Below are 14,618 nucleotides of genomic sequence, written 5' to 3' on the forward strand. Positions count from 1 at the left end.
TCGGAGTACTGGAGGCGGAGCGGCGTTTCAGTAGGCACCGTCGTGTTCCCGGACGGCCCGGAGTGTGCGCCAGAGGATGCGCAGGTCGGAGGGGAGCGACCAGTTCTCCACGTAGGACAGGTCCAGGTGGACGGTCTCGTCCCAGGACAGATTGCTGCGGCCGGATACCTGCCACAGACCGGTCATGCCCGGGCGCACCAGCATCCGCTTCGTGGTGATCGAGTCGTACGCGGCGACCTCCGACAACAACGGCGGCCGCGGACCGACCAGGCTCATGGTTCCGCCGAGTACGTTGAACAGCTGCGGCAGCTCGTCGATGCTGTAACGGCGCAGCACCTTGCCCACGCGGGTGACCCGCGGGTCGTCGCGGATCTTGAACAACACGCCGTTGCCCTCGTTCCGGTCGGCGAGTTCGTCCTGCATGCGATCTGCTCCGACCACCATCGTGCGGAACTTCCACATGGCGAACGGGGTGTCTCCCATACCCATCCGTTCGGCGCGGTAGAAGATCGGGCCACCGTCTGAGATCTTCAGGGCCACCGCCACCGCGATCAGGACCGGCAGGAACAGCACGAGCAGAACCGACCCGACGAGCAGGTCGAAGGAGCGCTTCATGGTCGCGGTGGCACGCAGGTATCGGGGCCGTTCGATGTGCAGCAGCGGCATGCCGGACTCGTACCTGTACGACAGTCGCGGACCGACCACGGCCAGCATCCCCGGCGCCACCATCAGATCGATCTGCAGCTCGTCCAGCTTCCAGGTCAGCTCACGCATCGTGGCGAGTTCGAGTGCATCGATCGTGGTCAGGGCGACGGCACACTCGCCCGAACCTGCGGTCGCGGCGAGCGCCGACTCCAGATCGGGGAACGCCGTCGGGAGGTCCCCGCCACCGGCCGGCCAGTGCTCGTCGTCGGTGATGACCACGCCGACGAAGGTGTAACCGTGATCGGGCAGCGCCCGGACCGAGGCGAGGAAGCGACGGACCGAGGAACCGGTGCCGAGAACCACCAGGGAGGTCCTGATGCGTCCGGAGCGGCGCTGGGCGGCGTCCCGTCGACGCCAGACGGTCCGGGCCAGCAGCAGGCCGGCGGTTCCCAGACCGAAGGCCAGAGCCCAGTAACCGCGGGCGAAGACGAAGTTGGTGAGCATGCCGACGATCGCCAACAGGCCGATCAGGCCGAGGCTGCCGGCGATGACGCTGTTGTACTCGGATTCCGTTGCGCCGATGACGCGTTCGTCATCAGCCTGCGCGACGTGCAGCGCGATCTTCCACAGCACGACGAGCACCACCGAGAAGATCGTCATCGGGACGGCGCTGTCCGGGAAGTCGACCCGGATGACGTCCCCGAAGCGCAGTGCGTGGGCCACCAGAACCGCCAGGACGATGACCACGGTATCGGTCAGCCGAACCCGGCGAGCGTGCTTCGCTCGGGCGGTCGACGCGCGCCGGAACTCCGCGGAATTGACACGCGAAGTACCGAGTTCATTGCCGACCAGGCGACGAAGGATGACCACCCAGCTCCCCCATTTCCCGAAGGACCGATTCGATAATTCGCGACGGAGTTGCCCACGTAAACCCATTCGCTGCCGAAACCATACAGCCCAGATCTCGCGAATTCCTAACTGCGATAGGGGAAGTCAGGCCTCACATGAGGATACAGAAATAAGCAAAAACGATACATGCATTGTTCACGTACTGGAGTACGGATTCATTCTATGAATTGCGTTCGCAATCTAAAACCCAACCCGCAGCCGATGATTAGTCCTGTTTGCCGCACCCGATACTGCAATAGCAACTATTCTTACAGTGAGAAAAACCCGAAAACCCGTTGCACGGCCACAAATCGCCGGGAGACCCGACGGACCCGCACGCTGCGGCGCACCGGTTGAAGTTGGCGAAGAACTGAATTACCGACTATCGTCCGAAATCGCCTAACCGGCACGAAACCTCCACCGCTCAGACCGGGGCGATCACGCCGGAATCGGCCGAAAACGCCGCACCGACGGTGCGGACGGGCCCCGTCCGGGGCACACCGGTGCCCGCCGCAGGTGCGGCGGGCACTGCAGCGCAATCACAACAAGACGGAACCGGTGGGCTCGATACCCTCCTTGGCGACCGCGGAGTACGCGGCGACCAGCAGCGACGGGTCCGGACCCTCCAGCCGGCCCGGGCGGGCCAGACCGTCGAGCACCACGAAACGGAGCACGCCGGCTCGGTTCTTCTTGTCCTTGCCCATGTACTCGAGCAACTGGCCGAAGGCGTCGGCGTCGTAGGAGGTGGGCAGGCCCACCGCTTCGAGCACGCTGCGATGCCGGTCGGCCGTGGCGTCGTCGAGACGTCCGGCGAGACGGCCGAGCTCCGCGGCGTAGATCAGGCCCACCGCCACCGCAGCGCCGTGGCGCCACCGGTAACGCTCGCGCCGTTCCACCGCGTGCGCCAGCGTGTGACCGTAATTGAGGATCTCCCGCAGCGAGGATTCCTTGAGATCCGCGGAGACCACTTTCGCCTTGACCTCGATCGAGCGTCGGACGAGCTCGGGCAGCACGTCACCGGCGGGGTCGAGCGCGGCCTGCGGATCGCGCTCGATGAGTTCCAGGATCACCGGATCGGCGATGAAACCGGTCTTGACGACCTCCGCCATACCCGCCACGATCTCGTTGCGCGGCACCGTCTCCAACGTCACCAGATCGACGATGACCGCCCGCGGCTCGTGGAACGAGCCGACCAGGTTCTTCCCCGCATCGGTATTGATGCCGGTCTTCCCGCCGACCGCGGCGTCGACCATGGCGAGCAGCGTGGTGGGGATGTGCACCACCGGGACTCCACGCATCCAGGTGGCGGCCACGAAGCCCGTGACATCGGTGGCGGCGCCGCCCCCGAGGCTGTAGATCACGTCCTGGCGGCTCAGCCCGATCCGGCCGAGCACCTCCCAGCAGAACCCGGCGACCTGCAGGTCCTTACCGGATTCGGCGTCCGGAAGCTCGACCCGGTGCGCATCGATCCCCTTCTCGGCCAACGCCCGGCGCAACACCTCGGCGGTTTCGGCCAGGGTGGGCTGATAGAAGATCGCGGCCTTGGCGGCATCGCCGGCCGCCGCAACGGTCTCGTCGAGCAGACCGCGACCGATCACCACGTCGTACGGGCTGGCCGCATGGACGCCGACCTTCACCGGGTTCTCGCTCATCTATTGCTCCGATCGATTCTTGGTGGACGTGCGCAGGACGGCGGGCAGTTTCGGCCATGGGCCGCGCCGCACGCGGCCGGGAGCGGTGTCCTTGAGACGGCGCTGAACCTGCCGGACCACCGACGACGGTGCACGTCCGACGGTCGAGACCCGGATCGTCGCGAGCTCGCGGTAGATCGGGGTGCGCTGAGCCATCAGGATGCGGTAGGCAGCGGCCGGGTCGTCGCCGCGCAACAACGGGCGCGAGGACCGGGCCGGCCCCACGGTGCGCCGGATCCCCTCGTCCGCGGTCAGTTCGAGGTAGACGACCTGGTGCCGGCGGAGCAGGCCCCGAGTGGTCTCCGACAGCACCGCCCCGCCACCGAGGGAGACGACACCACCGTGATGCGCGACCACATCGGCGACCACCCGCTCCTCGATGGAGCGGAAACCGGGCTCGCCCTCGCCGGCGAAGATCTGCGGGATGCTCCGTCCCTCCCGGCGGACGATCTCCTCGTCGACGTCCAGGAACTCCACCCGCAGTGCTTTGGCGAGCCGGCGGCCGATGGTGGTCTTGCCCGCTCCCGGCGGGCCGATCAGGATGGCGGCGGGCCGTACCTCACGCCCGGACGCGCCGGCCATCAGATCGCCTCGGGCGTCACCCGCTGCAACCGCGCCGCCACCTGCTCGGAGTACCGCTCGATATTGCTGCGGGTCTCGGCCAGACTGTCGCCGCCGAACTTCTCGAGCGCGGCCTGCGCGACAACCAGTGCCACCATCGCCTCAGCGACCACACCCGCGGCGGGCACCGCACAGACGTCACTGCGCTGGTGGATCGCCACCGCCTCGGTACCGGTCTGCATGTCGACGGTGCGCAGTGCCCGCGGGACGGTCGAGATCGGCTTCATCGCCGCACGTACGCGCAGCTGCTCACCGTTGGTCATGCCGCCCTCCACGCCGCCGGCGCGGTTGGTCGAGCGGAGCACCCCGCCGTGGTCCGGAAGCATCTCGTCGTGGGCCGCACTGCCACGCCGGCGGGCGGTCTCGAATCCGTCTCCGACCTCGACACCCTTGATCGCCTGAATTCCCATGAGCGCGCCGGCGAGCCGCGCGTCCAGCCGGCTCTCCCCCGAGGTCACCGAGCCGATACCCACCGGAAGTCCGGTGACCACGACCTCGACCACGCCACCGAGGGTGTCGCCGTCCTTCTTGGCCGCCTCGATCTCGGCGATCATGGACTGTTCGGCCGCGGCGTCGAACGCGCGTACCGGCGAGGCGTCGATCCGCTCCAGATCGCCGGCGCCGGGGGCCGCACCGACGTACGGCTCGGAAGCGCCGATGGAGATGACATGGCTGACCACCTCGGCACCGAAGGCCTGGCGCAGGAAGTTGCGGGCAACGGTGCCGGCGGCCACCCGGGCCGCGGTCTCCCGGGCGCTGGCGCGTTCGAGCACCGGCCGGGCATCGTCGAAGCCGTACTTGAGCATCCCGGCGTAGTCCGCATGACCGGGACGCGGACGGGTCAGCGGGGCGTTGCGCGCGGCCCCGTCGAGCACCGCCGGATCCACCGGATCGGCCGACATGACCTGCTCCCACTTGGGCCACTCGGTGTTGCCGATCTCGATCGCGACCGGACCGGCCATGGTGACTCCGTGCCGGACGCCACCGATGATCGTGACCTCGTCGGCCTCGAACTTCATCCGCGCACCCCGGCCGTAGCCGAGTCGGCGACGCGACAACTGGGCGGCGATGTCCTTCGACGTGACCTCGACGCCCGCGACCATGCCCTCGACGATGGCGACGAGAGCCGGGCCGTGCGATTCTCCTGCGGTGATCCAGCGCAACACGTGCTTCATCATCCCAGATCGACCCGCGCCACCATTAGTTCGGGTAGCCGAAATCTGAATGACCGAGTAGTGTGAACCGCATGACCAGCGCTACCTCATCTTCGACTTCAGTGCCGCGTGTTGCAGCGCAGCGGTGCACCGTCGACGTGTTCGGTGTGGCATGGCCGCGGTACAAGGCCGAAGCCCTCATTGCAGCGCTGACGGTGCTCCTGGTCGGGGTGGCGCTCACCCTGGCGACCGGCGCGGTCTCCTACGCGCCGGCCGTGCTGAGCGCCGCCGGAGCCGGCGTCGCAGTGTGGTGGATCGCCCGAGCCATCCACAACCGCGCCTGAGTCAGATCAGGCAGTTCGGGCCGAGCAGCGCCTTCAGATCACCCATCAACGACGAACTGGGGTTCACCCGCAGCGTGTCGGCGAGCTTGAGCGTGGTGCTCTGCCCTTCGCCGTCGCCGCTGACCAACTTGACGTGCACGTCCGAGACACCGGGATGTCGCTGGAGCACCTGCTTGAGCGCACTCACCTTGTCCTGGGTGCACACCCGGGTCTGCATGGTCAGTGCGAGCGGCTTCGCCACACCGATCTGCGAGAGATCGATCGGAGCGATGTCGTTGGCGATCAGGGTGACCTTGTCGTCACGGAAGTTCACCCGTGCCTTGATCAACACGACCGCGTCCTCGACCACCTCGGCGCCGTACGCCGCGTAGGCCTGCGGGAAGAAGAAGACCTCGATACCACCGGAGAGATCCTCGATCTGCGCGGACGCGTACGGGAGACCGTTCTTGTTGACCCGGCGGTTCACCGATTGCAGGATCCCGCCGACGGTGACCTGGGTCCCGTCCTTGACGTCGCCCTCCACGATCGCCGGGATGGCGGTGTCGGTCTGCGCACCGATCACGTGCTCGACGCCGTCGAGCGGGTGCGCCGAGACGTACAGGCCCAGCATCTCGCGCTCGAGAGCGAGCTTGTGCTTACCCTCCCATTCGTCATCGGGGACCTTGATGGTGAAGACGTCGTCGATGGGTTCGGCGGAGCCGTCCTCCTCCCCCATGGACCCGAACAGATCGAACTGGCCGACGGCCTCGGCCTTCTTGGTCGACAGCACCGACTCGATGGCGTCGGCGTGCACCAGGAGCAGACCCTTGCGGGGGTGATCGAGGGAATCGAAACCACCGGCCTTGATCAGCGACTCGGTGACCTTCTTCGAGCAGGCCGCCACCTCGATCTTGGCCAGGTAATCGGAGAAGGATGTGAAGTCGCCCTTCTCCTCGCGGGTACGGACGATCGACGCCACGACCGCCTCACCGACGTTGCGCACCGAGCCCATACCGAAGCGGATGTCCTCACCCACCGAGGTGAAGGCGTGGAAGGACTCGTTGACGTCCGGTGGGAGCACCGTGATGCCCAGCCGGCGGCAGTCTCCGAGGTAGATCGCGGCCTTGTCCTTGTCGTCACCGACGGAGGTGAGCAGCGCGGCCATGTACTCGGCCGGGTAGTTGGCCTTGAGGTACGCCGTCCAGTACGAGACCAGGCCGTACGCGGCGGCGTGCGACTTGTTGAACGCGTAACCGGCGAACGGGAGGACCGTCTCCCACAGGGCCGTGATCGCCGGCTGGGAGAAACCGTTGTCGAGCATTCCCTGCTGGAATCCGCCGTAGGCCTCGTCGAGGACCTCTTTCTTCTTCTTGCCCATCGCGCGGCGCAGGATGTCGGCCTGGCCCAGGCTGTACCCGGCGACCTTCTGCGCGATCTGCATGATCTGCTCCTGGAACACGATCAGACCGAAGGTGTCCGCGAGGATCTCCTGCAGCGGCTCCTCGAGCTCGGGATGGATCGGCTTGACCTGCTGCCGGCCGTTCTTCCGATCGGCGTAGTCGTTGTGCGCGTTCATTCCCATCGGGCCCGGCCGGTACAGCGCACCCACGGCGACGATGTCCTCGAAGGTGGTGGGCTGCATGCGCCGCAGCAGGTCTCGCATCGGGCCGCCGTCGAGCTGGAAGACGCCGAGCGTATTGCCCTTCTGGAGCAGTTGGTAGGTGGTCTCGTCATCGAGCGGGAGCTCGTCCATGTCGAGGTCGATGCCGCGGTTGTGCTTGATGTTCTCCAACGCGTCACCGATGACGGTGAGGTTGCGCAGGCCCAGGAAGTCCATCTTCAGCAGGCCGATGGCCTCGCAGGAGGGGTAGTCCCAGCCGGTGATGATCGCGCCGTCCTGTGCGCGCTTCCACACCGGAATCGCGTCGGTGAGCGGATCGCAGGACATGATCACCGCGCAGGCGTGCACACCGGCATTGCGGATCAGGCCCTCCAGGCCCAACGCCATGTCGTAGATCTTCTTGACGTCCGGATCGGTCTCGATCAGTTGCCGGACCTCGACGGCCTCCTTGAACCGCTCGTGTGCCGGATCGGTGATGCCCTTGACCGAGATGTCCTTGGCCATGATGGGCGGCGGCAGCGCCTTGGTGATCCGGTCCGCGATCGAGTAACCCGGCTGGCCGTAGAGCACACGGGCCGAGTCCTTGATCGCCGCTTTGGTCTTGATGGTGCCGAACGTGATGACCTGCGCCACTTTGTCCGAGCCCCACTTCTCCGAGGCATAGGTGATCATCTCGCCGCGGCGGCGGTCGTCGAAGTCGATATCGATATCGGGCATCGACACCCGCTCGGGGTTGAGGAACCGCTCGAACAGCAGTCCGTGCGGGATCGGGTCGATGTTGGTGATACCCAGCGCCCAGGCCACCAGCGACCCGGCCGCACTGCCGCGGCCCGGGCCGACCCGGATGCCGACCTCGTGCGCGTGTGCGATGAGATCGCCGACCACGAGGAAGTAGGCCGGGAAACCCATCTCGTTGATCACGGACAGCTCGTACACGGCGCGCTCGACGTAGTCGGCCGGCGGACCGTCCGGGAAACGGCGCTGGAGGCCGGCCATCACCTCGGACTCGAGGAACGACTCCTGCGTGTGGTTCTCCGGCACGGGGAACCGTGGCATCCGGTCCTTGTGCTCCCACACCTGCGCATAGGACTGGACCCGCTCACCGATCTCGACGGTGGAATCGCACGCGCCCGGGACCTGTGAGTCCCACAGCGCACGCATCTCGTCCGCGGACTTGAGGTAGTAGCCGTCGCCGTCGAACTTGAACCGGGTCGGATCCGACATCGTCTTGCCGGTCTGAATGCACAGCAGCGCACCGTGTGAATCGGCCTTGTCCTTGGTGACGTAGTGGCAATCGTTGGTGGCCAGCGGCTTGATCCCCAGCTTGCGGCCGATGTCCAGCAGTCCGTCGCGGACCCGCCGCTCGATATCGATGCCGTGGTCCATCAGCTCCAGATAGAAGTTCTCCCTACCGAAGATCTCCTGCCATTTCGCGGCCGCCTCCAGCGCCTCGCGCTCGTGCCCGAGCCGCAGCCGGGTCTGCACCTCGCCCGACGGGCAGCCGGTGGTGGCGATGATGCCCTCTGCGTGCTCGGCGATGATCTCCGCATCCATCCGGGACCACTTGCCCAACTGCCCCTCGATCGAGGCCAGCGAGCTGAGTGTGAACAGGTTGCGCAGACCGGTCGCGTTCTCGGCGACCATCGTCATGTGGGTGTACGCACCCGAACCGGAGACGTCGTCGCTCTTCTGCGAGGGATCGCCCCAGCGGACTCGCTTGGTGTTGAACCTCGACTCGGGCGCGATGTAGGCCTCGATCCCGATGATCGGCTTGATCTCGTACTTCACCGCGGTGTTGTAGAAGTCCGAGGCACCGAACATGTTGCCGTGGTCGGACATGCCCACAGCCGTCATCCCCAGACGCTTGGCCTCGGCGAACAGGGGATCGACCTTCGCCGCACCGTCGAGCATCGAGTACTCGGTGTGATTGTGCAGATGCACGAAGGAGCCGGCGGCGGACGTCACGGGCTACTCACCTCCGGGAGAGAATCTCATCGCTGTCATTAGGCAGTGTAGGCCGACGGTCCGACATCTTCGGCCCCGTCGTCACCCGAGTACGAACGCGATCACCAACACCAGCACCGCCAGTACCGCGACTCCCACCAGCACCAGAACGACCGGGGAAAGGCCACCACCGTCGGCGTCCGCGGAGGGGCGGCCCGGCGCCGACGGGGGCCGGGTGACGGCTCCGGAGGGGACAGCGCCGAACAGAGGCTGCGGCGGGTGCGGCCCGGCGAGCGGTGCCGGCGGAACCGGCCGGTTCGCCTGACCGCGGATCCCCGGGGCGACGGTGCGCTGCCCCGGCGCCGATCCCCGCGCCGGACCCGGGCCGGGTCCGGGAATCGGACCGGACGGCCGGTGTCGCATCGGCGGCGGTCCCGGGGGCGCCGGAGGGGGCATCTGCGCGTGCTGGGGACGATGCGCCGGAGCCGGTACCGCCGCGCCCACGGGCGCCGTCATCGCAGCTCGCAGGGCGCTCGCGAACTCCTTGCAGGTGGCGTACCGCTGGTTCGGGGTCTTCGCCAGCCCGCGGGCGACCACCACGTCGACCGCAGCGGGCACTCCCGTCCGGATCTGCGAGATCCGCGGCGGTGGGGCGTTGAAGTGCGCATCTATCACCGCATCGGTACTGGACCCGGTGTACGGGACCTTCCCGGTGATCAGGTGGAAGAACGTCGCGGCCAGCGAGTACTGGTCCGAGCGCGGGTCGAGGTCCTCCCCGCACAGCTGCTCAGGCGAGGCGTAGGCGAGCGTGGCGAGCACGGTGCCGACGGCGGTGAGAGCCGAGACGTCGTCACCGCCCTTGGCGACGCCGAAGTCGGTGAGCACGACCCGGCGGTCACCGTCGTCGTCGCCGTCGTCCGTCGCGGAGACCAGGATGTTGGCCGGCTTGATGTCGCGGTGCAGCAGCCCGGCCTTGTGCGCCCGGTCCAGGCCCCGGGCGATCTGCCCGATGACGTGAACCGCGAACGCCGGGTCGAGACCGTTGGGATTGCGTTTGAGCAGTACCGAGCAATCGTCACCGGCCACGTAGTGCATGGCGATCCACAGCCGGTCCCCCTCGGCGCCGCGGTTGTAGATGGTCACCACATTGGGGTGATCGAGCCGCGCCGCCAACTCGGCCTCCCGCAGGAACCGGCGCCGGAAACCGTCGTCTCCGGCGTAACCGGTGCTCAGCACCTTCAGAGCGTCGTAACGAGGCAGTTCCGGGTGCTTGGCGAGGTAGACCGAACCCATGCCGCCGGCACCGAGGCGCCGCTCGATCCGGTAGCCACCGACCATCGTCCCGGGTGCGAGTTCGTCACTCATTGCCGTCGCTTCTGCCCCATATCGTCGAATCGAGTCCGACCCAGCCTAACGCCCGCAGCCCCAGGTACCGGCGACGACGAGCGATGCGCACGGACCGCGGTCAGATCTCCACCCCCTCGAACTGGGCCCGGTACAGCTGCGCGTAATGCCCGCCGGATGCGAGCAACCGATCGTGCGATCCCTGCTCGACGATCCGACCCCGGTCCATCACCACGATCACATCCGCATCGCGAATCGTCGAGAGCCGGTGCGCGATCACGAAACTCGTGCGATCGGCACGGAGCGCGGACATCGCCCGCTGCAGCAACAGTTCGGTACGGGTGTCGACCGAACTGGTGGCCTCGTCGAGGATCAGGATCGCGGGTTCGGCGAGGAACGCCCGCGCGATGGTGATCAGCTGCCGCTCCCCCGCCGACACGCTGCCGGATTCGTCGTCGAGGACGGTGTCGTAGCCGTCCGGCAGGGAGTGCACGAACCGGTCCACGAAGGCGGCCTCAGCGGCGGCGTGGACCTCGTCCTCGGTCGCGTCGAGCCGGCCGTAGCGGATGTTGTCGTAGATGGTGCCCTCGAACAGCCAGGTGTCCTGCAGCACCATGCCCATCCGGCGACGCAGGTCCGCGCGCTGCACCCGCGCGATGTCCACCCCGTCGATGGTGATCCGGCCGCCGGAGAGCTCGTAGAACCGCATGACGAGGTTGACCAGGGTGGTCTTACCGGCGCCGGTGTGCCCGACCACGGCGACGGTGCGCCCGGGCTCGGCGATCAGGTTCAGGCCCTCGATCAGCGGTTCCCCGGGCCGGTAACCGAAACTCACGTCCTCGAAGGCGACGCGGCCCGCGGTCGGGTCCGGCAGCGCCGCGGGTAGGTCCGGGACCTGTTCCTCCGCGTCGAGAACGGCGAAGATCCGCTCCGCGGAGGCGACGCCGGACTGCAGCATGTTGACCATCGACGCGATCTGGGTGACCGGCTGGGTGAACTGCCGCGAGTACTGGATGAAGGCGATCACATCGCCGAGACTCATCGCGCCGGCGGTCACTCGCAGGCCGCCCACCACGCACACCGCGATGTACTGCAGATTCCCCACGAACATGCTGATCGGCATCACCAGCCCGGACAGGAACTGGGCCTGACGGCTCGCGGTCATCAGCGCATCGTTCTCGGTGGCGAACCGTTCCCGGAGGGCGTCACCGCGACCGTAGACGGTCACCAGGTCGTGCCCGGTGAACGCTTCCTCGACCTGCGCGTTGAGCGCACCGGTGGACTTCCATTGAGCGACGAAGTGCTTCTGACTGCGGTTCATGATCTGGCCCGCGAGGATGACGATCAGGGGGATCACGATCACCGCGACGGCGGTGAGGAGGGGCGAGACCACCAGCATCATGATCAGGACACCGATCACGGTGAGCAGCGAGACCATCAGCTGGCCGAGTGCCTGGGTCAGGGACTGGCCGAGATTGTCGATGTCGTTGGTCACGCGGGAGAGCAGTTCACCGCGGGGTTGTCCATCGAAGTAGCTCAGCGGCAACCGGTGGAGCTTGCCCTCCACCTCGCGGCGCAGGCGGTACATCACCTTCTGGACCGCCCCGTTGAGCAGGTACCCCTGCAGGTACTGCAACGCGGCACTGGCGACGAACAAGACGATGACCCAGGTCAGGATGGTGCCGACCCGTCCGAAGTCGATCCCCGGACCGTGCTGGATCTGGGATCGGAATCCGTCGTAGACCGCGTCCACGGCGCGGCCGATCACCCGGGGCGCGATCACCGCGGCGGTGACCGAGCCGATGGACAACAGCACCGCCACCGTCACCGTCAGCCGCTGGACCCGAAGCAGGCCCAGGAGTCTGCCCAGGGACGGCCAGAACGTCATCGCCTTCTGGTTGGGCGCCCCTGCGTTGGCGGCCGCGGCGGCACGCGCTCCCGGCCCGGTCACGCGACGGCCCCCGCCGCGCCCTGACTGCGCGCGATCTCCTGATACGTCGGACAGTCGGCGAGGAGTTCGGAATGGGTTCCCTGGCCGACCACCGCCCCGTCCTCGAGCACCAGGATCTGATCCGCTCCGGCGATCGTGGAGATGCGTTGCCCCACGATGAAGACGGTCGACTCACGGGTGTACGGCGCCAGCGCGGAGCGCAGAGCGGCATCGGTCTGTAGGTCGAGCGCCGAGAAGCTGTCGTCGAACAGGTAGATCGCGGGCCTGGCGACCAGCGCGCGGGCGATCGCGAGTCGCTGACGCTGGCCACCGGAGACGTTGGTGCCGCCCTGAGCGATCGGCGCGTCGAGGCCGCCCAGATCGGCGACGAAATCCGCCGCCTGGGCGATCCGCAACGCCTCGTGCAGGTGTTCGTCGGTGGCGTCCGGGTCTCCGAAGCGGAGGTTGTCGGCGACGGTACCGCTGAACAGGTAAGCCCGCTGCGGGACCAGCCCGACGTGGCCCCACAGCGCGTCCGAGTTCAGTTCACGCACGTCCACGCCGTCGTAGCGGATCCGCCCACCGGTGGCGTCGAACAGCCTCGCCAGCAGATTGATCAGGGTGGTCTTGCCGGAGCCGGTGGAACCGATGATCGCGATCGTCTCCCCCGGCCCGGCGGTGAGATTCACTTCGCGCAGTACCGGTTGCTCCGCGCCCGGATAGCACATGCTGACCCGGTCGAGTTCGACCGCGCCGGTGATCGCCGGGAGCGGATTCGGACGCTCCGGCGGTTGGACGGTGGACGCGGTGGTGAGGACGTCGGAGATGCGGTCGGCGGCGACCGACGCTCGCGGAACCATCATCACCATGAACGTCGCCATCATCACCGCCATGAGGATCTGCATCATGTACTGCATGTAGGCGGTGACCGAGCCGATCTGCGCGGAACCGTCGGCGATCAGGTGCGCACCGAACCACCAGACCGCAACGGTCGAGAGGTTGAGCACCAGCATCACCCAGGGGAACATGATGGCCATCAACCGCATCACCCGGACGGATGCGTCAGTGAGTTCGGTGTTGACGCCGTCGAAGCGCTCCCGCTCGACGGGCTCGCGGACGAAGGCACGGACCACTCGCACTCCGGTGAGTTGTTCGCGCAGCACCCGGTTCACCGCGTCGAGCCGGGACTGGACGGTGCGGAATCCGGGGATCATCTTCGCGATGACCACACCCAGCACCGCCCCGAGGACGGGGACTGCGACCACCATCAGCCAAGCCAGGCCCGCCTCCTCGCGGATCGCCATGAAGACGCCACCGACCGCCATGAACGGCGCCTGGATCATCATCGACAGTGACATCAGGACCAATAGCTGCACCTGTTGCACGTCGTTGGTGGTGCGGGTGATCAGCGAGGCGGCGCCGAAGTGCGAGACCTCCCGGCCGGAGAACCGGCTGACGGTGTCGAACAGTGACCGCCGGGTGTCACGCCCGAAAGCGGCGGCACTGCCCGCGGCGAAGTACGTGGCACCGGCGGCTGCTGCGACCTGGACCAGGGTGATCGCCAGCATGACCGCGCCCATCCGGGCGATGTAGCCGGTGTCTCCGGGAGTGACGCCCTGGTCGATGATCTTGGCGTTGACGCTCGGTAGCACCAGGTTGGCGATCACGCTGATCAATTGGAACAGGGCGACGGCGATCAGCCAGGGTCTATAGGGGCGAAGGTGGGCGGCGATCAGTCGCAGGAGGTTCACGGGGCTGTTCCCTCTCGACGTGCGGGCGGGCTGGACGGGGCGGCTGGGGCGGCGATGCCGTCGAGCAGGACGTCGACGATGCGGTGCGGCGGTAGGACCTGCCCCTGGCTGATCCGGGGGTGACTACCGGAGAAGGTGAGAAGACGCAGCAGATGAGCGGCTTCCTCGGGCGGGACGCGGAGCTGGTCGGCATCACGGCCGATCACCGATCGCAGGCGGTCGACCAGAGCAGGCGCTCCGGCCTCGGCACGCCGGCGGGCGTCCGGGTCATTGGGCGGGGCGAGCAGACCGAGCGCCCCCATCAGGCCGAAGATCCGGTTCAGCCGCGCCTGCATCAGTTCGGCGCACCGGTAGAGCCGCTGCCGCAGCGGCAGGTGCGGATCGATGGTGCCGATCGCATCGAGCAGCTCGTCCAGGGCGAAGCAGTCGCGCATCACTGCGTCGAGCAGCGCATCCTTGGAGTCGAAGACGCGGAAGATGGTTCCCTCGGCGACACCCGCTGCGGCGGCGATCTGTTTGGTCGTGGGGACCGTGCCGTGGGCGAGCAGCGCATCGCGGGTGGCGGCGATCAGCGCCGCACGGCGCTCCTCGGGAGGTAGGTGCGGCGCGCGGGGCCGGTATTCGTCAGCCGCGGGCACGGGGCCGACAGTACAGTTGTGAGTGCCCACTCACAACTGTATTTCTCAGTCGGCGAAACCCTGTCCGA

10 protein-coding genes are annotated in these 14,618 nt (G+C 67.4%); 1 reads left to right on the forward strand and 9 read right to left on the reverse strand.

Annotated features, from left to right (window positions below):
• Positions 1 to 27: 27 nt before the first annotated feature.
• The 4 genes from ACYVHG_RS02695 to aroC form a co-directional block, all read right to left on the reverse strand.
• Positions 28 to 1,515, reverse strand: a complete 1,488-nt coding sequence (locus tag ACYVHG_RS02695; RefSeq protein ID WP_461165905.1) for a sugar transferase — start codon at positions 1,513 to 1,515, stop codon at positions 28 to 30.
• A gap of 557 nt (positions 1,516 to 2,072) precedes the next feature.
• Complete coding sequence (gene aroB / locus ACYVHG_RS02700) at positions 2,073 to 3,185, reverse strand: 3-dehydroquinate synthase (RefSeq protein WP_461165906.1); 1,113 nt, start codon at positions 3,183 to 3,185, stop codon at positions 2,073 to 2,075.
• Positions 3,186 to 3,806, reverse strand: coding sequence for a shikimate kinase (locus tag ACYVHG_RS02705; RefSeq protein WP_461165907.1), 621 nt, complete (start codon positions 3,804 to 3,806; stop codon positions 3,186 to 3,188).
• Positions 3,806 to 5,020 carry a chorismate synthase gene (gene aroC / locus ACYVHG_RS02710; protein ID WP_461166894.1) on the reverse strand — a complete coding sequence of 405 codons (1,215 nt, stop codon included), beginning with the start codon at positions 5,018 to 5,020 and terminating at the stop codon, positions 3,806 to 3,808. Before aroC ends, ACYVHG_RS02705 begins: the two co-directional genes overlap by 1 nt.
• Positions 5,021 to 5,091: 71 nt before the next feature.
• On the opposite strand from aroC, the gene ACYVHG_RS02715 reads away from it, so the two are divergent.
• On the forward strand, positions 5,092 to 5,343 hold the full coding sequence (locus tag ACYVHG_RS02715; RefSeq protein ID WP_461165908.1) for a hypothetical protein: 252 nt from the start codon (positions 5,092 to 5,094) through the stop codon (positions 5,341 to 5,343).
• Position 5,344: 1 nt separating this feature from the next.
• On the opposite strand, the gene dnaE is transcribed toward ACYVHG_RS02715, so the two are convergent.
• From dnaE to ACYVHG_RS02740, 5 genes are all read right to left on the reverse strand, one after another.
• Positions 5,345 to 8,908: a DNA polymerase III subunit alpha gene (dnaE, locus tag ACYVHG_RS02720; RefSeq protein WP_461165909.1), complete on the reverse strand. Its 3,564-nt coding sequence runs from the start codon at positions 8,906 to 8,908 to the stop codon at positions 5,345 to 5,347.
• Positions 8,909 to 8,989: 81 nt separating this feature from the next.
• Positions 8,990 to 10,252, reverse strand: coding sequence for a serine/threonine-protein kinase (locus ACYVHG_RS02725; protein ID WP_461165910.1), 1,263 nt, complete (start codon positions 10,250 to 10,252; stop codon positions 8,990 to 8,992).
• A 100-nt stretch (positions 10,253 to 10,352) separates the two neighbouring features.
• The gene (locus ACYVHG_RS02730; protein ID WP_461165911.1) at positions 10,353 to 12,182 is read right to left on the reverse strand and encodes an ABC transporter ATP-binding protein; all 1,830 of its coding nucleotides are present in this window, start codon (positions 12,180 to 12,182) and stop codon (positions 10,353 to 10,355) included.
• The gene (locus ACYVHG_RS02735; protein WP_461165912.1) at positions 12,179 to 13,912 is read right to left on the reverse strand and encodes an ABC transporter ATP-binding protein; all 1,734 of its coding nucleotides are present in this window, start codon (positions 13,910 to 13,912) and stop codon (positions 12,179 to 12,181) included. The genes ACYVHG_RS02730 and ACYVHG_RS02735 overlap by 4 nt, the downstream gene beginning before the upstream one ends.
• Positions 13,909 to 14,550, reverse strand: a complete 642-nt coding sequence (locus tag ACYVHG_RS02740) for a TetR/AcrR family transcriptional regulator (RefSeq protein WP_461165913.1) — start codon at positions 14,548 to 14,550, stop codon at positions 13,909 to 13,911. Before ACYVHG_RS02740 ends, ACYVHG_RS02735 begins: the two co-directional genes overlap by 4 nt.
• Positions 14,551 to 14,618 lie beyond the last annotated feature (68 nt).

This window comes from Tsukamurella serpentis (assembly GCF_054780975.1).